The organism is Streptomyces sp. NPDC001415 (assembly GCF_053597395.1).
Map to the genome: position 1 here is coordinate 1 of NZ_JBSFIE010000060.1, position 21,327 is coordinate 21,327.

Genomic DNA, 21,327 nt, shown 5'->3' on the forward strand with positions numbered 1-21,327 from the left:
GACCGCGTCGTGTACCGGCCCGACGGACAGCTCGAATTCCTCGAACGGCTCGACCACCAGGTCAAAATCCGAGGCCGACGCATCGAACTCGGAGAGATAGAAGCCGTGTTGAGAGCGGTTGGCGGAGTGTCGGACACGGCCGTGCAAGCGGTCCCGGACACTGCTGGGCGCAAGCGGCTCGTCGGCTACCTCGTCGGCCCCGCCACCGTCGAGCACGTACGGGCGGCGCTGGAGGAGGTGCTGCCGGATTACATGGTGCCGGCCGAGTTCGTCGCCCTGGACGCCCTGCCGCTGACCCCCAACGGCAAGGTCGACCGCAAGGCGCTGCCGGTGCCGGACCGGGCGACCGTTGCCGCGACAACGGGCCGGGCGCCGCGTACTCCCGAGGAGCGGGCGCTGTGTGCCGCGTTCGCCGAGGTGCTGAACCTGGACTCCGTCACGGCGGACGACGATTTCTTCGCCCTCGGCGGTGACAGCATCAGCTCCATCCAGGTGGTGGGCCGGGCCCGCAAGGCAGGCCTCGCCATCACCCCGCGCGACGTCTTCACCCGCAAGACGCCCGCCGCACTCGCCGCCGCCGCGCAACCCGCGGCGGAGCCCGCGCCGGCCCCGGCCGTGTCCGACCAGCCGCTGGTCTCGCTGTCACTGGAAGAACTCGCCGAGTTCGACCTCGAATTCGGTGAATGAGGAAGTTCGGTGAATGAGGAAGAAGTCGTCATGAAGCGTTCGAACATCAGCGATGTGCTGCCGCTGGCGCCACTCCAGAAGGGCCTGCTGTTCCTCTCCGAGTACGACCCGCGGCAGGCGGACGTCTACTCCCTGCAGCTCACCGTCGATCTCGAAGGGGACCTGGACGGCGCGGCCCTGCGTACCGCTTGCGAGCAGCTCCTCGACCGGCACCCGAATCTGCGGGCCTGCTTCCGTCGCAGGGCTTCCGGTGACCCGGTCCAACTTGTTCTGAGGGACGTCGAGTTGCCCTGGCAGGACCTCGACCTGCCCGACGCGGACGCCGACGCTCTGTGCGCGGTGGCCGACGAGGAACGCCACCGCGGCTTCGACCTCGCACGTCCGCCGCTGATGCGCTGCGTCCTGGTGCGGCAGGGGGCCGGACGGCACCGCTTCGTGTGGACGATCCACCACAGCCTCGTCGACGGCTGGTCCCTGCCGATGCTCATCCAGGAGCTGTTCGCGCTCTACGCGGCGGGCGGCCGCGACGCGCGCTTGCCCGACGCCGCCCCGTACCGCAACTACCTGGCCTTCCTGGAGGCGCAGGACACCGAGACCGCACTCGTCGCCTGGAAGGACGCCCTGGCCGGGCTCGACGAGCCCACCCGCCTCGTGCCGGCCACCGCCGCCGAGTCCGCCGAGCGAGCCCCGGTCATGCCGCGTTCGCTCACCGTCGAGGTCCCCGGCCCTCTCGCGTCGGCCCTCACCGCGCGGGCCCGGAGCCTGGGAGTCACCCTCAACACCGTATTCCAGGGCGCCTGGTCGATCCTGCTCGGCAGCCTCACCGGCCGCGACGACGTCGTCTTCGGCACCGTCACCTCGGGCCGCCCGGCCGAACTGCCCGGAGTCGAGACGATGGTGGGCCTGTTCGCGAACACCGTGCCCGTCCGGGTGGCCACCCGCCCCGGCCAGACCGTGGCCGGGCTGCTCGCCGACGTACAGGACCGGCAGTCCGCGCTCATGCCGTACGAGCACGTGGGCCTCGCCGACATCCAGAACCAGGCGGGCACGGGCGAACTCTTCGACACCGTCCTGCTGTTCCAGAGCTACCCCATGGACGAGGAGGGCCTGGCCGCGGCGCTGCCCGGCCTGCGGGTCGTGGACGCGGACATCCGCTCCGTCACCCACTACCCGCTCGCCCTGGCCGTGCTGCCCGGTACTCACGGCCGCCTGAGCCTGCGCTTCGACTACGCGCCGGGTCAACTCGGCCTGAACCAAGTCGAGTTGATCGGTCGCCGACTCCTTGGCGTACTGGAGGCGGTGGCCTGCGGCCCTGATCAGTCGCTGGCCGGGATCGGCGTGCTGACCTTGGAGGAGACCCGGCGGATCCGGTCGGAGTGGAACGACACCGCCGGCGAGACGATGTCCGCACTGCTGCCCCGGACATTCGAGGCACAGGTCCGCGAGACCCCGCAGGACACGGCCGTCGTCTGCCGAGGCACCGAACTCACCTACCGCGAACTGAACGCGCGGGCCAACCGCCTGGCCCACGCCCTCGTCGAGCAGGGCGCCGGCCCCGGCCAGACCGTGGCCATCGCGCTGCCGAGGTCGGTCGAGCTCGTGGTGGCGGCGCTCGCGGTGCTGAAGTCGGGCGCCGCGTACCTGCCCATCGACCCCGACCACCCGGCCGAGCGCATCGCCTTCATGCTGGCGGACACCCAGCCGGTCCTGGCCCTCACCGCCGCCGGATCGCATGCCGCTCTGTACACCACCGACGGGGCCGCGCTCGCGTACTGGGACCTGGACGACCCCGCCATCAAGGCCGGCCTGGACGCCTTCCCGGACACGGACCTCGCCGACGGAACCCGTCCGCTCCTTCCCGACGACGTCGCCTATGTGCTGTTCACCTCGGGCTCCACGGGCCGGCCCAAGGGCGTCGTCGTCACCCACGGCGGCCTCGCCAACATCCTGACGGACATGCGCTCCCGGTACGGCCTCTCACGGGGCGAGGTGTTCCTGGGCGTCACCACCTTCGGGTTCGACATCGCGAACACCGAACTCTTCGTGCCCCTGCTCAGCGGCGCGCGGCTGCACCTCGCCGACCGCGACACGGTCCGTGACCCCGCCGCCCTCGCCCAGGCCGTCCTCGACAGCGGGGCGACCGCCATGCAGGCGACGCCCAGCCTGTGGCAGACGCTGCTCGCCGAAGCCCCTGACTGTCTGAGCGCCGTGCGCTGCTTCGTCGGCGGCGAGGCCCTGAGCGAGCCGCTGGCCGAAGAACTGCGCAAGGCGACGGCCGGCCTCATGAACCTGTACGGGCCGACCGAGACCACCATCTGGTCCACCGCCGCGCCTGTGGACGGCACCCGCCCCGGCGCGCCCGCCATCGGCACCCCGCTTCTCAACACCCGCGTGCACGTCCTGGACGCCTGGCTGCGCCCGGTGCCCGCCGGAGTGGCGGGCGAGCTGTACATCGCGGGTGCGGGCCTGGCCCGCGGCTACCTCAACCGCCCCGGCCTCACGGCGGAGCGCTTCGTGGCGGACCCGTACGGCGAGCCCGGTACCCGCATGTACCGCACCGGAGACCTCGTACGGTGGGGCGCGGACGGCCACCTCGAATACCTCGGCCGCTCCGACCACCAGGTGAAGGTACGCGGCTTCCGCATCGAACTCGGCGAGATCGAGAACGCGTTGGCCCGCCACCCCGGTGTCGCACAGGCCGTGGTGACCGTCCGCGAGGACCGGCCCGGTGAGCAGCTCCTCGTCGGCTACGTGGTGGCGACGGACGCCGCGCCGACGCCCGCCGAACTCCGCACGCACCTCTCCGGCCTGCTCCCCGAGTACATGGTCCCGACCGCGTTCGTCGCACTCGACGTCCTGCCGCTCACGCCCAACGGCAAGGTGGACCGCAAGGCGCTGCCCGGCCCCGACCTCGGGCCCAGGTCCGGCGGCCGGGCCGTGCGCGGCCCGCAGGAGGAGCTCCTGTGCCAGGTGTTCGCCGAGGTCCTCGGGCTGCCGGCGATCGGGCCCGACGACGACTTCTTCGACCACGGCGGCCACTCCCTGCTCGCCGCCCGCGTCCTGAGCCGGGTACGCACCGTCCTCGGCGCCGAACTCCCGGTCCGCGCACTGTTCGACGCGCGCACCCCGGCCGCGCTCGCCGCCCGCCTGCCAGGAGCCGGAGCGGCCCGCCCGGTGCTGCGACCGGTCGACGTACGTCCCGAAGCGGTGCCGCTGTCCTTCGCCCAGCAGCGGCTGTGGTTCCTCAACCAGCTCGACGACGCGCACGGCACGTACAACATCTCGCTGGGCCTGCGCCTGACCGGCCGTCTCGACGCCCCGGCGCTGAGCGCCGCGCTCGACGACCTCCTGGGCCGGCACGAGTCGCTGCGCACGGTCTTCCCCGACACCGACGGCGCGCCGCGCCAACAGGTGCTCACCGAGATCCCGTTCACGCTGCGGCAGGAAGCGATAGCCGCGTCGGCCCTTGAGGAGACGCTGTCCGCCGAGGCGGCCCGGCGCTTCGACCTGGCCAGGGACATCCCGCTGCGGGCCCGCCTGTTCACCCTCGCCGACGACCACCACGTCCTGCTGCTCGTCCTGCACCACATCGCGGGCGACGGCTGGTCCCTGAAGCCGCTCGCCGACGACCTCGCCCACGCCTACCGGGCGCGCTGCGAGGGCGAAGCCCCCACGTGGCGGCCGCTGCCCGTCCAGTACGCCGACTACACCCTGCGCCAGCGTGAACTCCTGGGTGACGAGAGCGATCCCGACAGCGTCGCCGGACGCCAACTCGCCTACTGGAAGGGCGCGTTGGCGGGTCTCCCCGAGGAGATCGAGCTGCCGGCCGACTTCGCCCGGCCGCCGGTCACCACGCACGACGGAGCCGAGCACGCTGCCGTCATCGGCCCTGAACTGCACGCCCGGCTCGTCGAGTTGGCGCGCGAGCGAGGCGTGAGCCCGTTCATGGTCGTGCAGGCCGGGCTCGCCGCACTGCTCACCAAGCTCGGTGCCGGCGAGGACATCCCCCTGGGCAGCCCCGTCGCGGGCCGCACGGACGAGGCGCTCGACGACCTCGTGGGTTTCTTCACCAACACCCTGGTGCTGCGCACGGACACCTCCGGCGACCCCACGTTCGGCGAGCTGCTGCGCCGCGTACGGGAGACGGACCTTGCCGCCTACGAGCACCAGGACCTGCCGTTCGAGCGCCTGGTGGAGGTCTGCAACCCGGTGCGCTCGCTGGCCAGGCAGCCCCTGTTCCAGGTCATGCTGGCCTTCCAGAACACGGCCGAGGCCACGTTGTCGCTGCCCGGCCTGGTGGCGGCCACCGAGCCGGTCGGCAGCACCACGGCCAAGTTCGACCTCGCGTTCCAGCTGTCCGAGGGGGAGGCGGGCGGGCTCGACATCCTCGTCGAGTACAGCACCGCGCTCTTCCGCCCGGAGACCGTCGAGCGGCTGGCCGCTCGCTTCGTACGGCTCCTGGAGACGGTCGTGGCCGACCCCGAGACGACGCTGAGCCGCATCGACGTACTGGACGCGGAAGAGCTGCACCGGATGGTCGAGGACTGGAACAGCGCCACCGTCGACGTGTCCCCGCTGACCCTGCCGGACATCTTCCAGGCGCACGCGGCGCGCCGGCCGCACCACCCGGCCGTCGTGTTCCGCGACGAGCAGGTGACCTACGGCGAGCTCAACGCACGTGCCAACAGCCTTGCCAGGCTGCTCGTCGCGCGCGGAGCCGGGCCGGGCCGGACCGTCGGTCTGATGATCCCGCGCTCGGTCGACATGGTCGTCGCGGTCCTGGCCGTACTGAAAGCAGGCGCGGCCTATCTGCCCATCGACCCGGACTACCCGGCCGACCGCATCACCTACATGCTGGCCGACGCCGCCCCGAACTGCGTGGTCACCGTCCCCGGGAAGGCATCGGTCCTGACGGGATCCGGCACGGACACCGTCGTCCTGGACGGCGCCATCGCGGCCGCCGGCGACGCCGACCTCACCGACGCGGACCGACTGCGCCCGCTCACCCGGCGGGACGCCGCGTACGTCATCTACACCTCGGGCTCGACCGGCCGCCCCAAGGGCGTCGTGATCGAGCACGCCGGCGTGGCCGCGCTGCACGCCGACCACGTGGCCCGCTTCGGCGTCGGCCCGCACACCCGGATGCTCCAGTTCGCCTCGCCGAGCTTCGACGCGGCGTCCGTGGAGATGTTCGTCCCGCTGCTCGGCGGCGGCACCGTGGTCCTCGCGACCCCCGAGAGCCGAGCCCCCGGCGAGCCGCTCGCCGAACTGATCGCCGCACACGGTGTGAACCTTGCCGTGCTGCCACCCGTCGTCCTCGCCGCGTTCCCCGAGGACATCACGCTGCCGGACGACCTGACCCTGATCACCGCGGGCGAGGCCTGCCCGCCGGAGGCCGCGGCCCGCTGGTCGGCCGGCCGCACCATGGTCAACTGCTACGGCCCGACCGAGTCCACCGTGTGCGCCACCTCCAGCGGACCCCTGTCGGGCACGGCCAAGCCGACCATCGGCCGGCCGCTCGCCAACACCCGCGTATACGTCCTGGACGCCTGGCTGCGCCCGGTCGCCCCCGGCGTGGTGGGCGAGCTGTACATCGCGGGCGCCCAGCTGGCCCGCGGCTACCTGAACCGCCCGGGCCTGACCGCCGAACGCTTCGTCGCGGACCCGTACGGTGCGCCGGGCACCCGCATGTACCGCACCGGCGACCTCGTCCGGTGGACCCGCGAGGGGGAGCTGGACTACCTCGGCCGGGCCGACCACCAGGTGAAGGTGCGCGGCTTCCGTATCGAACTCGGCGAGGTCGAGCAGGCCCTGGGCAGTTGCCCCGGGGTGGGGCAGGCCGTCGCGGTGGTCCGCGAGGACACACCGGGCGACCGCCGTCTGACCGCGTACGTCGTGGCTCCCGACGTCTCCCGTACGGAGCTGCGCGCCCACCTCGCCGGACTGCTGCCCGACTACATGGTGCCCACCGCCTTCATGGCGCTCGACGCGCTGCCGCTGACCCCCAACGGGAAGGTGGACCGCAAGGCGCTGCCCGCCCCCGACCCGGCGGCGATGACCGCAGTGTCCGGGAGGGCGCCGCGCACGCCGCAGGAGGAGATCCTGTGCGTGGTGTTCGCCGAAGTGCTCGGCCTGCCACAGGTGTTCGCCGACGCGGACTTCTTCGAACTCGGCGGCGACAGCATCCGCTCGGTGCAGGTCGTCGGCCGCGCCCGCAAGGCGGGCCTGGACCTCGCACCGGCCGACGTCTTCCTGCACAAGTCCGTACAGGCGCTGGCCGCCGTCGCCGAACGCGCCGCCCACGCGCCGGGCGCCACCTTCCTCGACCGAATCGGACGGGAGATCGAGGACCGGGCCACCGAGGGGCCGGTCTTCGACCCCTTCGGCACGGTGCTGCCGATCCGGCCCTCGGGAGACCTGCCGCCGCTGTTCTGCGTCCACGGCGGCATGGGCTTCAGCCTCCCCTACCTGGGCCTGACCGGTCTCATCGGCGAGCGCCACCCCATCTACGGACTTCAGGCGCCCGGCGGCCCCGGCCCGCTCCCGGAGAGCATCGAACAGGTCGCCGCCGAATACATCGGGCACCTCAGGGAGATCCAGCCGGCCGGCCCGTATCATCTGCTCGGCTGGTCCTACGGCGGCCTGGTGGCCCACGAGATGGCCGTTCAGCTGCAGGCCGCGGGCGAAGAGGTGGCACTGCTCGCCAACCTGGACAGCTACCCGGCGAACCAGGACGACCCGGTCCCCACGGATGCGGAACTGCTCACCGCCGTACTGGAGTACTGCGGCCTCGACCGCGCGGACAGCGCCGGTGAGCTGACGCCCGCCGAGGTCGCCGGCGCGCTGCGCCGCGAAGCGAGCCCGCTGGCGGAACTCGACGTGCCTGCGCTCCTCGGGGCGATGCGTAACCGCATTGACCTCGTACGGCAGTTCAGGCCCGGGAGCGTTTCCGGGAAGATGCTGCTCTTTGTCGCGGGGCTCGGCCTGGACGGCGAAGAGAGTGCCGCCAAGCGGCAGGCCTGGGCATCCCATGTGTCTGGCGCGGTGGAGACGTACGACATTCCCTGTGGCCACGAATTCATGATGCATTCCGGGCCGCAGGCTCGGATCGGCCGGCTCATTGCCGCCGAACTGGACCGTCTTCACGCATGACATCCCGTTACAGGGGTCCTGAAAGAGTCCGGAAATTCCGGGAATTGGAGAAGAGAATCATGGCGAATCCATTCGACAACGAAGAGGGCAAGTTCCTCGTCCTGGTCAACGACGAGGGCCAGCACAGCCTGTGGCCGACCTTCGCCGCGGTGCCGGCCGGCTGGACCGTGGCCGCGGACGAGAGCGGGCGTGCCGAGGCGCTGGCCGCCGTCGAGCGGGACTGGACCGACATGCGGCCGAAGAGCCTGGCCGCTCACTCCGGCAACTGACCGCGTGGCGACGGACACCGCGGTCTACGCGGAGGGACTGGAGAAGCGGTACAAGGGCCACACCGCACTGCGGGGGGTGGATCTGTCGGTCGCGACGGGCTCCGTGCTCGGCGTGCTCGGCCCCAACGGGGCCGGCAAGACAACGACCGTGCGGGTCCTCGCCACCCTGCTGAAGCCGGACGCCGGACATGCGACGGTCGCCGGATACGACGTGGTCCGGCAGAGCAAGGAGGTACGGCGCAGGATCGGCCTCGCCGGCCAGTACGCCGCCGTCGACGAACTGCTCACCGGCCGGGAGAACCTGGTGCTGCTCGGCCGCTTGCTGCGGCAGGGGCGGCGCGGGGCTCGGCAGCGCGCCGACGAACTGCTCGAACGGTTCGAGCTGACGGCCGCCGCCGACCGCCCGGCGGGCACCTACTCGGGCGGCATGCGGCGCCGCCTCGACCTGGCCACCTGCATCATCGCCCGCCCGCCCGTGCTGTTCCTGGACGAGCCGACCACCGGCCTCGACCCCACCAGCCGCATGGTGCTCTGGAACGTGGTGCGCGAACTGGTCGCCGATGGCATCACGGTGCTGCTGACCACGCAGTACCTGGAGGAGGCGGACTTCCTCGCCGACCAGATCGTGGTCATCGACCAGGGCCAGGTGATCGCGGCGGGCACGCCGGCCGAGCTGAAGCGCAAGGTCGGTACCGAACGCCTGGAGGTGTCGGTGACCCGTCAGGACGCGCTGTCCGCCGCGGTGTCGGCGGTATCCGCGATCGCCTCCGCCGAGCCGGTGGTGGACGTGCAGGGGCGGAGCATCTCGGTCCAGCTCGACTCGGGTCTGCGCAGCCTGGCCGCGGTCGCGACCGCACTGGGCGACGCGGGGGTGGACGTCGTGGACTTCGAGCTGCGGCGCCCCACCCTCGACGACGTGTTCTTCCAGCTGACCGACCGTCCGGCGCCCCCGGGTGGTCTCGTACCCTCCGAAAGCTCCGATCCGAAGGCCGTGCCCCATGAGTGAATCGAGCCTTACGGCCCGCCCGTCGAGCGGACTTGCCGTGGGCCTCGCCGATACGTTCGCGCTGGCCGGGCGGCATCTGCTGCACCTGAGGCGGGCGCCGGGCAAGTTCCTCGGCATCACGCTGAACCCGCTGGTGCTGCTGATCGCGGTGGGCTACCTGTTCAGGGACTCGATCTCGGTGCCCGGCAGCGGTGCGTACGAGGAGTACCTGATGGCCGGCGTCGCGGTCCAGGTCGGCCTCGCCAGCATCGGGCCCACCGCCATCGGCGTCTGCATGGATCTGCGCGGCGGCCTGGTCGACCGGTTCCGGTCACTGCCCGTATCGCGCGGTTCGGTGCTGTTCGGCCAGACGCTGTCCGATCTGATGGTCTCCGTCATCGGTCTGTGCATCGTCATGTCGGTGGGCCTGGCCGTCGGCTGGCGCCCGCACGCGGGGGCACTTTCCGTCCTTGCCGGATTCGCGCTGATCATTGGATTCATCTACGCGATGCTGTGGCTCGGCGTGCTGATCGGCCTGCTGATGCGTACACCGGAGGCGATCGATTCGCTGGGCGCGATCGTGCTGGTCGCCTTCTCGTTCCTGTCGAACGCGTTCTTCTCGGTCCAAGGCCTGCCGTCCTGGATCCGGCCGCTCGCCGAGTGGAACCCGGTCAGCTCGGTGGTCACCGCCTGCCGGACGCTGTGGGGAAACCCGGTCGTGACGGGCGGTGGTTTCCCCGCGGAACACCCGCTTCTTGTCGCCTTCGGTACGCTCGCCGCGCTGCTCGCGCTGTGCGTGCCGCTGAGCTTGCGGGCGTACCGCGAGGCGGGCTGAGAAAAGCGAGGGGGCCCGCCGGAAAGTGTTCCGGCGGGCCCCTGCTCGTATGACAGCACCTGAGGCTGTTGAGCGCACTGGGAGATGCCCCCAACGAGCCCTGAATATCAGGTAGTCAGGCCTTGGCGTCCAGGAGTGGATCCTGGGAGAGGATGTCCTGGTAGAGCTTGCGCAGCGAGCGGCCGACATCGAGGCCGAGTTCGCCGGAGAGCCAGTCCCGGGTCCGTTGGTAGACGTCGAGCGCCTCGCTCTGTCGCCCGCACCGGTAGAGGGCGACCATGAGCTGCTCGCTGAATCGCTCGCGCCCCGGATGCTGGACGACCAGTTCCCGGAGTTCGGAGATCGCCTCGCGTTCCCCACCGGTATTGAGCTTGACCACGATGAGGTCTTCGCGCAGCGACATCAGCCGCTCTTCCAGCTGGGCGGCGGTGGACTGGCACAGCAGACCGTCCCCCGCGTCGAGAAGCGCCGGCCCGCGCCACAGACTCAGCGCCTGGTGCAGCAATTCCTCGGCACGGTCCGGCTGATCCCGCAGTAGTTCGGAACCCTGGGCCGCGAACTTCAGGAATTGAGCGGCGTCGGTCGAGGACTGCGGGACGTCCAGCATGTAGCTGCTGCCCGTCGTGCGCACCAGCTCGTTGGCCTTCTCGTCGAGATCCCAGCCGTCCACGAGTTTTCGTAGCCTGGCGGTGGTGGCATGCAGGGCGTTTCTCGAATTCTCCAGGTCCTTGTCGGGCCAGAGTTCGTCGACGAGCGTGTCCCACGAGACCGTGCGACCCGCGTTCAGAGCCAGGACGGCGAACACGGTCCGGAGCTTTTTCGCCCGGATCCGGTGTGTCTTCCCCCCGTGCTCGACCGTCAAGGGACCAAGAACGTTGATCAGCACCAAAAATCCCTCCCGTTGGCGCCCGCAGACCCTTGGCAGCCCACCGGTGACCGGCACCGGAAATCCGGTGCCGGGGAGTGTGCATCATGCGGGATGCGCCCACCGAGGGCCTGGGTCGCTCTGCGATCAATGTGGTCACCTGGGACCCTCCGGCGAATGCACGAATCATTTCATTCGTGTTCGCTGCGCGTGATGATTCCCACAGCGCGTCGGCCGGGTCTCCAGGCATCACCGCATTCACGACACTACGGACGCATTACCCTAACGATTCCTTAATGATCTGAGCATTTACTTAATGATCTTCCCTGCTGCGGCTGGCATTTGTCAAACACGGGCGCGGCGTCAGAATTCCGGTGGTCAGGAGGCCAGTTCGGTGTGGAGACGAACGAGCCGGGTGGTGTTTCTGGGACGGGGTGCCGGGTCGTTCCAGTAGGCATCGAGCCGGATGAGGTTGAGGGCTGCGGCGGAGAAGGCGTGCTGGAGGCGGGTCTTGGGTCAACGCCGGGAACTTTGAGCTCGGGTCGGATTGTCAACCTGTTCGGCGAAGTCGGGTCTGGTGGGGCGGGGCTCCGCGTAGGACGGGAGTCGACCAAGACGCGGTTCTCAAGGAGCCCCCATGGTTCAGTCTGGCATGGCCGCGCGTGCGCGCATGGGTGGTGAAGTAGCCTTCGCTGCCGGGCACTTGGGAGAGTGACACAGATCATCTCACCGTCGCTGGTGGACGCAGTACTCGCGAAGACCGGACGGGTCCAGTCGCGGGTGCGGAAGCTCCCCTCGCGGGTGGTGGTGTACTTCGTGCTGGCGATGGCGCTGTTCACCGAGTGCGGATATCGGGGTGTGTGGGCCTGCCTGGTCGCCGGGGCGGGCCTGCCGGATGTCGACCCGTCGGCAGCGGCCCTGCGACAGGCCCGGCGGCGGATCGGATCAGCTCCCTGGTCGCGCTGTTCGACGAGGTCAAAGGTCCTGCTGCGGCCGCGGACACGCCGGGGTCATGGTGGCAGGGGCGGCGGGTAGTGGCCTGGGACGGCACTGGTCTTCAGGTTCCCGACAGCACCTTGAACTTCGCGTTCTGCGGCCGCGCCGCCGGAAAGTTCGGACTGGGCGGATTCCCGCTGATGCGGCTGACCGCGCTGGTCGAAGGCGGGACCCGGACTCTGCTCGACGTGACCGTCGGCTCCTGGAAACAGTCTGAGAAGGACCAGGCGCTGCTGTGCCGGGCCTTGCGCCCAGGCATGCTGCTGTTGGCCGATCGCGGCAGCAACGGCGTCCCACTGGCCTGCGCGGCCGCTGCGACGGGCGCGCACTTGTCGTGGCGGACCAGCACCGATCGGCTGCCGCCTGTCCTGCATCTGCTCCCCGACGGCACTTATCTGTCGATGGCCACCGGCCAGAACGAGCGTGCCCGCCTGGCCCGCTGGCCCCGCCACCGCCGCGGCATCCCGCCGCAGGCCCAGGGCCCTGGCATTGCGGGTGATCGAAGCCACCGTCACCGTCCGCACCGACGGCCGGCACAGCCGCACCACCCAGCTCCGGCTGATCACCACACTGCTCGACCACGAGCGATGCCCCGCCCCATCGGGGGTTTGTGACCGCAGCACGCGTCCGGCGCCTCGGAGGGGAAGCCGCCGACCATGCCGGCATCGACCCCGACCGCATCTCACTGACCGTCACCCTGAGAACGGTCCGCCTCACCGCCCTCACCGCAACCGGGACCGCCGACACCCCAGCGCCGCACCAACCCCCCCGGATCCGACGGGCCATCCTCACCTTCGAGAACTGGGGCCAGCGCACCGCGGACTCCGTATCCTGCCCCGCCGCGTCAAACGCCCGATCTCCACCTTCGCGGCCGCGCACTCGCCGCACTTTCCGGCACGTCGAGCGGACCGGCGCCGCCGAGCCCCAGTGCCGAGCCCCTGTGTTGTCCCGCAACCGCATGGTCGATACCTCCGTCGCGGCTCGCCGCCCGCCCATTGACACTGCCCGGAGCCCACGCGGTTCACGGTCGCAACGCCAAGCGGCCACCGGCACCGAGCGGTGAGCGCGGCGCGCCCGTACCCTTGCGCGGGCTGAACGCCCGGAAAGCGCCGCGCTCTTGGGACTGGCGTGGCGCCGACGTGTCCCGCGCCCGCGAGACCCCTCGGCAGCCCCGTGTCAGCCCCCGGCGCCGCGCGCATAGCATCCCGCATCTTCCGTCGAAATTACCTGGCCGATAAATCGGCGTAAATAAAACGACGCCGATAAAAGCTCTTTATCTCGCAATATAAAACCGGTATTGGACAGTGTGTGGCGGATGCTCAAGGCTTGTGGACACACCACGAGTGGAGGGCTCATGCAGAACTCAGTCGCACACGCGCTGGCCGCAGCCATGGTGCGGCACGGCGTTCGGGAAATCTTCGGACAGAGTCTTCCCACGGCATTTTTGCTGGCCGCCGAGAACCGGGGGATCCGACAGGTCGCCTACCGCACGGAAAACGCGGGCGGGGCCATGGCCGACGGGTTCGCGCGCGTCGCGCACCGGCCCGCCGTGGTCGCCGCACAGAACGGACCCGCCGCGACGCTGCTTGTCGCACCGCTTGCCGAGGCGATGAGGGCCTCGACCGCGTTGGTCGCCGTCGTCCAGGACGTGCCGACCGGACACCGGGACCGTAACGCCTTCCAGGAGCTGGACCACTTCGCGCTGTTCAACTCCTGTGCGAAGTGGGTGCGGCGCCTTGACGACCCGGCACGAGCCGACGACTACGCCGATATGGCGTTCACGGCCGCATCCTCAGGGCGCCCGGGGCCCGCCGTGCTGCTCGTGCCCAAGGACGTGCTGGACCAGGAGGTGCCGCACAGCGCCGCACCCCCCGGCGGGACGCCGACACGCTCCGCCGATCTCGGGCGGGTGCCGCTGGACCGGCCACGGCCCCCCGCGCCGGCCGTACGGGAGGCCGCCGAACTACTGGCCGGGGCACGCCGACCGGTGGTGATCGCCGGCGGTGGCGTACACGGCAGCGACGCCTGCGGGCAACTCGCGGAGCTCCAGGAGGAGGCCGCGCTCCCGGTGTTGACGACGCCGATGGGCAAGGGCGCGGTGGACGAAGGGCATCCGCTGTCCGGCGGCGTCATCGGGCACTTCATGGGCCCGCGCGGCATCGCGCACGGCCTGCTGCCCTGGCTGGCGGACGCGGACGCGGTGCTGCTGGTCGGGACCCGTACGAACGAGAACGGCACCGACTCCTGGCACACCCTGCCGTCCACCGCCCGTTACGCCCACCTGGACATCGACGGGCAGGAGGTCGGCCGCAACTACGAGGCGCTGCGGCTGGTCGGCGACGTCCGGGCGGGCCTGGCCGATCTGCGCGCGGAGCTGGAGCGGGTGGGCACCAGTGAGCTGCGCACGGCCCGCGGCGAGACCGAGCGGGTGCTGGCCGCCGCCCGCCGTTCGTACGAGGCCGCCAGCGCGGGCGTAAGGACCTCGGACGCGGCCCCGGTTCGCCCGGAACGCGTGATGGCGGAGCTGGACAAGCTGCTCACCCCCGACTCGATCGTGGTCTCCGACGCCAGCTACTCCTCCGTCTGGACCGCCAACTATCTGCGCGCCCGCCGCCCCGGGCAGCGGTTCGTGAGCCCGCGCGGTCTTGCCGGGCTCGGCTGGGGACTGCCCATGGCGCTCGGCGCGCGGCTGGCCCGGCCGGACGCGCCGGTGGTCTGCGTGACCGGTGACGGTGGATTCGCGCATGTCTGGGCGGAGTTGGAGACGGCCGTGCGCGAACGGCTGCCCGTGGCCGTGCTGCTGCTCGACAATCAGCTGCTCGGCTACCAGAAGCACGCCGAGGTGCACGCCTATGCCGCCGCGACCAGCGCGGTGTCCCTCGGAACGGTCGACTACCCGGCCATCGCGCGAGCCTGCGGGGCACTCGGCCTGGAGGTGACCGAGCCGGCCGGGCTCGCCCACGCCCTGAAGGAAGCGCTCACCGCGGAGCGGCCGGCGCTGGTCCGGATCGCCGTCGACCCCGCCGCGTTTCCGCCGCTGACCGGCTGGGACGAGGACCCCCGGCTCAGCTGACCCGGGCTCACTGAAAACCGCGCACTCTTTCCCCGCGCATTCCCCAACGCGCTCTCCGGCACGTCCCGTTGCGCATTCACGCGACGTGAAATCCAGAAAACGAAATCCCCTCACAGGTTCCTTCGAAAGGAAAACGCTGTGCTCGATTACCGTGCCTTCTTCACGGATAAAATAGCCGAGATCCAGGCCAATGGGCAGTACCGGACGTTCGTCGAGATCGAGCGACTCGCCGGCCGATTCCCCGCAGCCATCCACCACCACCCCGACGGCCCGCGGGAGATCACCGTCTGGTGCAGCAACGACCACCTCGGCATGGGCCAGCACCCTGCCGTCGTCGCCGCGATGCAGGGCTCGATCGAACGGTCCGGTGCGGCGGCCGGCGGCTCCCGCAACATTTCCGGCACCAACCGGACCCACGTCCTGCTGGAGCGGGAGATCGCCGAACTCCACAACAAGGAGCGCGGGCTGACGTTCATCACCGGTTACGCCGTCAACGACGCGGTACTCGGTGTCCTCGGGAAACTCCTGCCCGGTGTGATCTTCTTCTCCGACGAGCAGAACCACGCGTCGATGATCCTCGGTATGCGTGCCACCCGCGCCGAGCGCCGCATCTTCCGCCACAACGACCCGGCGCATCTGGAAGAGCTGCTGGCCACCGCCGATCCGGAAGCCCCCAAGGTGGTCGCCTTCGAGTCGATCTACTCGATGGACGGCGACGTGGCGCCGATGCCGGAACTCTGCGCGGTCGCCAAGCGGCACAACGCGTTGGTGTACGTCGACGAGGCTCACTCGGTCGGCATGTACGGGCCCGGCGGCGCGGGCATGGCGGCGCAGATGGGCTGCGCCGACCAGGTCGATCTGCTGATGGGCACGTTCGCGAAGGGATACGGCACCGCGGGCGGCTATGTGGTCGGCGACGGCCCTGTGGTGGACGCGGTGCGCAGCTTCGCGCCCGCTTTCATCTTCACGCTCGCGATGCCCCCGGCGCTGGCCGCGGCCGCCCTGGCCAGCGTTCGGCATCTGCGTGAGTCCGACAACGAGCGGCTGCTGTTGCACCACCGGGCCGGCATGTTGCAGGGCCTGTTCCAGGAGGCCGGGATTCCGCTGGTGTCCACCGAGAGCCACATCGTGCCGGTCCTTGTCGGCGACCCGCATCTGTGCAAGCGGCTGGCGGACCGGCTGCTCGATGACCATCTCTGCTATGCCCAGCCGATCAACTTCCCCAGTGTGCCGCGCGGCACGGAGCGGCTGCGCATCAACCCGTCGCCGGTGCACAGCCCGGCCGCCGTGCGGCACTTCGTGAGCGCTGTCGACGAGGTGTGGGACGAGCTTGGCCTGCCCCGCGCCGCGCCCGTGCCGCAGGCCGCCGCGGGCGTCACTCCCGTCGGGGCGGGGACCACGCTGTGACACCCACCTCCACTCAGCCGCCACCCGCACGCGGCGCCCCCGCACCGCCCGGCGTGCGCACGCCCTGGGGCCGCTTCGCGCTGCTGTACGCGGTGTTCTTCCTGATGGGCGCGGAGATGTATCTGGTCTCGCCGCTGCTGCCGACCATCTCCCACGATCTGCGCTCGTCCACCGCTGCCGCGGCCGCGCTTGTCACGTCCTACGTCGTCACGTACGCGATCGCCGGCCCGCTGCTCGGGGTGTGGGCCGACCGGGTCGAGCGGCGGATGTTCATCACCTGGGGCGTGGCCCTCTTCGTCGTCGGCAATGTGCTGTGCGCGCTGGCCCCCACCCTGCCGTTGCTGATCGCCGCCCGTGCGGTGACCGGCCTGGGCGGAGCCGCCGCGGCCCCTGCGATCTGGGCGTATCTCGCCGAGTGCAGCGCTCCCGCACAGCGTGGCAAGGCGGTGTCCTGGGGCGCTTCGATCTACTCGCTGGGCCAGGTCCTTGGCGTGCCGCTGGGCACGCTGGTGGCTGGGCTCGCCTCCTGGCGCTGGCCGTTCGCAGCGATCGGGATCGGTCTGGCCTGCACGGTTCCGGTGCTGGCGACGCGGCTGCGCGGGGCCCGGCCCACCGGCGGCGCACGCGGCATCGGGGCGATCGTCCGGCCCTGGGCGGACCGGCGGATCCGGCTCGGACTGCTGGCCACAGCGCTGCTCCAGGCTGGTCGGCTCGGCACGTACACCTTCGCGGGCGTGCTGTTCAGCGGGCGCTTCGGTCTCACGCTCGGTGAGCTGGGCCTGGTCGGGCTGCTGGTCGGCTTCGCGTCCGTCGTCGGCTCGACGCTGACGGGTCATCTGGTGGACCGGGTGCGGCAGCGCGGCGGGCAGGAGATCCGGCTTTCGGTGCTGTGGGCCGTGGTGTTCACGGCCGGGGTCGTGCTCGCGGTGACTGCCACGGCTGTGTGGGTGAGTCTGGTCGGCCTCTTCGTGTGGTTCGTCGCGGGCGGCGCCTTCTACAGCACCCAGCAGTCCTACCTCAGCACCGTCGACCCGACGCAGCGCGCCGCGGTCGTCTCCTGGAACAACGCGATGATGAATGCCGGTATAGCGGTCGGCACCAGCCTGCTGGGCGCGTTGACGGTCGGCGGAGCCGGATTCGCCACGCTGGCCGGGGCGTTCGGTCTCGCGGCGGCGTTGGCCTCGCTCGGCGTCCTCGCCGCCGCGAAGAAGACGGCGGTACCGCACCACCTGGATCCGTGTCCCGCGCAACCGCGAGCCACCTCGTCACACACCACCGCGGAAGGACACTCATGACGGCCGACTCTCTCCCACACGTCGCCTCCGCCCGGGGTTCGTATCTCTACGACGAGTCCGGCCGGGACTACCTGGATGCCTCCTCGGGCGTCCTCAACGTCAATCTGGGGCACGGCGATCCCGCGGTCATCGCCGCGATCACCGAACAGCTGGGCAAGGTGGCGTTCGTCCACCGCTCCCAGTTCTCCTCACGTCCACTGCGGTTACTGACCGAGCAACTGCTGGAGGTGGCCCCGGCCGGCACCTCACATGTGGAGTACGCGAACTCCGGCTCCGAGGCCAATGAGTGCGCGCTGCGTATCGCCCTCGCCTTCCACCACCGCACAGGTTCCCCCGGTCGTACGGTCGTGATGTCCGAGCAGCCGAGCTATCACGGAATGACGGCGGGGGCGCTGGCGCTCACCGGCCAACCTCCCAAGGTGGACGCGTCGTTCGCCCCGCTGCTTTCCAACGGCACGACCGCTGACGGCAGCCGCGTGCTACCCGCTCCCGGCGCACTGCGCGCCGGCCGTCGGGAGTGGGCCGCCGCGCTGGACCGGGTCGGCCGTGAGCGGGTGGCCGCCGTATTCGTCGAGCCGGTGGGCGGCGCGTCATCCGGTGCCGCGCCGATGGACGACGAGACGCTGCGCTGGCTGCGCGCGGAGGCCGACCGGTCCGGTTTCCTGGTCGTCGCGGACGAGGTGATGTGCGGTTTCGGGCGGACCGGCCGCTGGTGGGGCTGCGACCACGCGGGCGTGGCGCCCGACCTGCTCACCTCGGGCAAGGGGCTGACCGGTGGCTATACGAGCCTGGCGGTCACCATGGTCGCAGAGCGAGTGGCGGGCGCCTTCGACAAGCCGCTCGGTTCCGTGGTGCTCGGCCACACCATGTCCGGCAACCCGGTCGCCGCCGCGGCGGGCCTGGCCGTTCTGCACCGGCTGCGCGCGGACGAGTTGCCCGCGCGAGCCGCCCGGCTGGGCGCGGGGCTCGCAGCGCGGTTGGCCGTACTGGCCGCACAGCACCCGGTGGTCACGCAGGTCCGTGGACGCGGACTGATGCTGGCGCTGGGGCTCGACGGTCAGCCGGAGCACCCGTTGGCGGTGTCGCGTGCTCTGGTCTCCTGCGCCCGGGAGCACGGTCTGGTGCTGTGCCCCGGCGGCATCGACCACGTCACCGAGAGCGTCATGGTGGCGCCCCCGCTGACGAGCACGGAGGGGGAACTGGACGAGCTGGCGCGGCGGCTGGACGCCGCGCTGGACACGCTGGCCGCCCGTATGACGTCGGTCGTCGGCGCCGTGCCCGCGTAGCTGTCACGTTCCCGTGGCCGCCCGGCCCCGCGGGCGGCCGCACCCTCAAGTGCTGCGGTCACTCTCCACCCATGCGTGGCCATGGGACCTGCAGTACGCCACGAAGTCGCCGACCACCGTGGTCTCGTCGCCCTGCCGCCAGGCGAGGCCCACCGGCACCCGCAGCGGCTCGCCGGCGAACGGCCGCAGCACCACGCCGGGCGGGCAGAGCTTCTGCGCCCGTCTGCGGTCAAGGACCGACAGCCCGGTCCCGGTCGCGATGGCCGCGAGGATCTGCTCGGACTCCGGTTCCTCCTGCACCAATCGGGGCCCGGTCCCTGGCCACACTTGCTGGACGATCCGGTCGTAGAACACCGGCCCCTGATGCCGGGGCCACAGCACCACCGGTTCCTCCGCCAGTTCCGCCACCTGGATGGCCTCCCGCTCGGCGAGCCGGTGTCCCTCAGGCAGCGCGACGACCATGTCCTCGGCACCCAGCTCCAGCACCTCGACCCCGCACGGCCGCTCCAGGCCCCGGATGAACGCGACATCGACCGTACGGTCCTGAAGCAACTCCAGGTTCCAGCTCGTCCAGCCGGTCAACGCCTCTATCTGGTAGCGCGGGTGGCGGGTACGGAACGATCTGACCAGCTCGCCGAGGCGCAGGTCGGCCCCGGACCGGGTGTACGCGACCCGCAGCACCCCGGCGCTGCCGCGTGCCGCGCTGCGTACCGAGCGCGCCAACGCCTCGCATTCGTCGAGTAGTTGTGGTGCCTCGCGAGCCAGTTGTTCACCGGCTGCGGTGAGCCGCACCTCACCCCGGCCGCGGACGAACAACTCGGCTCGCAACTCCTTCTCAAGGACCTTGATCTGTTGGGACAGGCCCGGTTGGGCGATGCCGATCTCCGCCGCCGCCCGCCCGAAGTGCAACTGGCGGGCGAGCACCACGAAATACCGCAGGCGCCGTAACTCCACGTCTTCGCCTTTCCCGATGAGTCTCTCGCGCTCCGATTCGATCACGCGGTGCGCCACAGAGCGACAACAGCGGTACCGGGGTGACTTCGCCGGAATTGCTTCAGGCCACTCTTCGTGCGGCCGGCCCCACACTCCGGGGCGAAGTACCGTATTCGCTTGTTGTTGGTCAGGGCCTGGCTCGTACGACGAGCCGAAGTGGTGGATGGGCAGCCACATATGGCCCTGGGTAGCGGGGGCAGTCGTGATCACGAAGGACAGGATCGGGTGGTCACCCCGAGCGTCCATTGGCCGAGAAGTGCTGGTAGTCCGGGGGACTCCAGCGCCCTCCCCATTGCCAGCCGACCTCGCTCATCGCCGTGGTGATCACATCTCCAGGATGGATCATGCCCTTCGCCTGCTGTGATCGGTCGAGGAAGGCGGCACCGGCTGGGGGATAGACCTTCTCGTTCACGTCGACGTACGGGTTCTCCAGGGTGTTGATGTCCACCGCGTCCCCGTACGAGTGCTGGGAGATTTCGGACGGATCGCCGGTCACGGTACGGCAGTTGAAGGCGGAGGTGTTGTCGGCCGCCATCGCCGCCTCGTCGCTGCCGTCGAACTCTGCCATCACGCGCATCTGCCGGATGGGAAATTGCGCTTGGAAGGCCTGCTCGAAGACCTGGAGCAGTGGGGCCACCGCCCGCTCGCGCACGACGAGTTCGCCCCGGTGGACCTGCCCGTCGAAGCCCCAGTGGTTCATTTGCACGAGCCGGAGCCCGGACGACGGGACCGGGCAGCCGGGGTGCCAGCTGAGGCCCAGCTTGGCCGATGGGACGGCTGTGACGACCGCGTCGAGCGTGGGGTCTGGCAGGCGGGCTGCGGCGGCGGGGCCGGGGAGGCCGCAGAAGGACAAGACGGACACCGCGAGCGCGGCAACGGTACGGGACCGGATCTTGATCACCGAACAGGCATAGCGCGCTCCGGCGGACCGATCATGCATGGCGTCGGGAATACGGAAGGGTTTGCGAAATTTTCGCCCGAATGCAGTGATCCCTTCCCGCCGCGAGCATGGGAATGGGACTGGCTGCGCCCGTGGGCTTCGATGGATGTCGAGGGCGGACCGGTGACGTGCGGTGCTGCCTCGGTGCCGCCGGAATCAGCGTGCTCCCGCGGCGCCGATCCCGGCGAAGGGGTCCTCCGCCCCGAACAGTTCGGCCAGCGCGTGGGGCAGTTGGTGCCGCAGGCAGATGAGGGTGACCAGCAGCCGGTCGGTGAGGACGAGCTTCTGCGTGCGGCCGGCCCCGGCCGCACGACGACGGCATCCGCCCCGGCGCTCGTCCAACCGCGACTGCCGTGCCGCCTCCCACCGAGGAGCCAACTCGACCAACAACTCGGCGAGGTGTTGGCGCGTCACGCCGGTGAAGGCAGGAAGGGACAGGGCGGCACGATTCAGAGCCTGTGTCTAAACCCCGCCCGGGCCCGCGGTGTCTGGCACGCACTCCCCCAAGGCCTTAAGGGCCAGGGGGGACCCCCATGCCGCGTTG

At 70.7% G+C, this 21,327-nt stretch carries 15 protein-coding genes; 11 read left to right on the forward strand and 4 right to left on the reverse strand.

From position 1 onward, the window contains the following. The 5 genes from ACWC2B_RS37015 to ACWC2B_RS37035 all read left to right on the forward strand — a co-directional run. On the forward strand, window positions 1-687 hold a 687-nt coding region (locus tag ACWC2B_RS37015; RefSeq protein WP_450724571.1), incomplete at its 5' end, for a phosphopantetheine-binding protein. A gap of 30 nt (window positions 688-717) precedes the next feature. After that, entirely contained in the window at window positions 718-7,839 is a 7,122-nt protein-coding gene (locus ACWC2B_RS37020; protein WP_450724573.1) for an amino acid adenylation domain-containing protein, read from the forward strand. Between the two features lie 59 nt (window positions 7,840-7,898). Continuing rightward, entirely contained in the window at window positions 7,899-8,108 is a 210-nt protein-coding gene (locus ACWC2B_RS37025; protein ID WP_450724575.1) for an MbtH family protein, read from the forward strand. A gap of 4 nt (window positions 8,109-8,112) precedes the next feature. Continuing rightward, the gene (locus ACWC2B_RS37030) at window positions 8,113-9,114 is read left to right on the forward strand and encodes an ATP-binding cassette domain-containing protein (protein WP_450724577.1); all 1,002 of its coding nucleotides are present in this window, start codon (window positions 8,113-8,115) and stop codon (window positions 9,112-9,114) included. Further along, window positions 9,107-9,928, forward strand: coding sequence for an ABC transporter permease (locus ACWC2B_RS37035; RefSeq protein WP_450724579.1), 822 nt, complete (start codon window positions 9,107-9,109; stop codon window positions 9,926-9,928). Before ACWC2B_RS37030 ends, ACWC2B_RS37035 begins: the two co-directional genes overlap by 8 nt. A gap of 115 nt (window positions 9,929-10,043) precedes the next feature. On the opposite strand, the gene ACWC2B_RS37040 is transcribed toward ACWC2B_RS37035, so the two are convergent. Beyond that, window positions 10,044-10,733 carry an AfsR/SARP family transcriptional regulator gene (locus ACWC2B_RS37040; RefSeq protein ID WP_450724581.1) on the reverse strand — a complete coding sequence of 230 codons (690 nt, stop codon included), beginning with the start codon at window positions 10,731-10,733 and terminating at the stop codon, window positions 10,044-10,046. Window positions 10,734-11,504: 771 nt separating this feature from the next. Here ACWC2B_RS37040 and ACWC2B_RS37045 point away from each other — a divergent pair. The 6 genes from ACWC2B_RS37045 to ACWC2B_RS37070 all read left to right on the forward strand — a co-directional run bounded on the left by ACWC2B_RS37045 (window position 11,505) and on the right by ACWC2B_RS37070 (window position 18,850). Then, window positions 11,505-11,828: a transposase domain-containing protein gene (locus ACWC2B_RS37045; RefSeq protein WP_450724583.1), complete on the forward strand. Its 324-nt coding sequence runs from the start codon at window positions 11,505-11,507 to the stop codon at window positions 11,826-11,828. Then, the gene (locus ACWC2B_RS37050; protein WP_450724585.1) at window positions 11,828-12,403 is read left to right on the forward strand and encodes a hypothetical protein; all 576 of its coding nucleotides are present in this window, start codon (window positions 11,828-11,830) and stop codon (window positions 12,401-12,403) included. The genes ACWC2B_RS37045 and ACWC2B_RS37050 overlap by 1 nt, the downstream gene beginning before the upstream one ends. Window positions 12,404-13,143: 740 nt before the next feature. Beyond that, complete coding sequence (locus ACWC2B_RS37055) at window positions 13,144-14,862, forward strand: acetolactate synthase catalytic subunit (protein ID WP_450724587.1); 1,719 nt, start codon at window positions 13,144-13,146, stop codon at window positions 14,860-14,862. Between the two features lie 138 nt (window positions 14,863-15,000). Further along, window positions 15,001-16,269: a 5-aminolevulinate synthase gene (hemA, locus tag ACWC2B_RS37060; protein WP_450724589.1), complete on the forward strand. Its 1,269-nt coding sequence runs from the start codon at window positions 15,001-15,003 to the stop codon at window positions 16,267-16,269. Next, window positions 16,266-17,564: an MFS transporter gene (locus ACWC2B_RS37065; RefSeq protein ID WP_450724591.1), complete on the forward strand. Its 1,299-nt coding sequence runs from the start codon at window positions 16,266-16,268 to the stop codon at window positions 17,562-17,564. Before hemA ends, ACWC2B_RS37065 begins: the two co-directional genes overlap by 4 nt. After that, window positions 17,561-18,850, forward strand: coding sequence for an aminotransferase family protein (locus ACWC2B_RS37070; protein WP_450724593.1), 1,290 nt, complete (start codon window positions 17,561-17,563; stop codon window positions 18,848-18,850). Before ACWC2B_RS37065 ends, ACWC2B_RS37070 begins: the two co-directional genes overlap by 4 nt. Before the next feature lie 45 nt (window positions 18,851-18,895). Here ACWC2B_RS37070 and ACWC2B_RS37075 read toward each other — a convergent pair whose 3' ends face one another. From ACWC2B_RS37075 to ACWC2B_RS37085, 3 genes are all read right to left on the reverse strand, one after another. Beyond that, window positions 18,896-19,804 carry a LysR family transcriptional regulator gene (locus tag ACWC2B_RS37075; protein ID WP_450724595.1) on the reverse strand — a complete coding sequence of 303 codons (909 nt, stop codon included), beginning with the start codon at window positions 19,802-19,804 and terminating at the stop codon, window positions 18,896-18,898. A 268-nt stretch (window positions 19,805-20,072) separates the two neighbouring features. Further along, window positions 20,073-20,783 carry a M15 family metallopeptidase gene (locus ACWC2B_RS37080; protein ID WP_450724597.1) on the reverse strand — a complete coding sequence of 237 codons (711 nt, stop codon included), beginning with the start codon at window positions 20,781-20,783 and terminating at the stop codon, window positions 20,073-20,075. A gap of 156 nt (window positions 20,784-20,939) precedes the next feature. Next, entirely contained in the window at window positions 20,940-21,197 is a 258-nt protein-coding gene (locus ACWC2B_RS37085; RefSeq protein WP_450724599.1) for a hypothetical protein, read from the reverse strand. Window positions 21,198-21,327 lie beyond the last annotated feature (130 nt).

What these genes read in the sequence shown, in the direction of transcription:
- ACWC2B_RS37020 (WP_450724573.1), top strand. Translation starts at nt 718, where the DNA reads ATGAAGCGTTCGAACATCAGCGATGTGCTGCCGCTGGCGCCACTCCAG.
- ACWC2B_RS37025 (WP_450724575.1), top strand. Translation starts at nt 7,899, where the DNA reads ATGGCGAATCCATTCGACAACGAAGAGGGCAAGTTCCTCGTCCTGGTC.
- ACWC2B_RS37035 (WP_450724579.1), top strand. Translation starts at nt 9,107, where the DNA reads ATGAGTGAATCGAGCCTTACGGCCCGCCCGTCGAGCGGACTTGCCGTG.
- ACWC2B_RS37055 (WP_450724587.1), top strand. Translation starts at nt 13,144, where the DNA reads ATGCAGAACTCAGTCGCACACGCGCTGGCCGCAGCCATGGTGCGGCAC.
- ACWC2B_RS37070 (WP_450724593.1), top strand. Translation starts at nt 17,561, where the DNA reads ATGACGGCCGACTCTCTCCCACACGTCGCCTCCGCCCGGGGTTCGTAT.
- ACWC2B_RS37080 (WP_450724597.1), bottom strand. Translation starts at nt 20,783, where the DNA reads ATGCATGATCGGTCCGCCGGAGCGCGCTATGCCTGTTCGGTGATCAAG.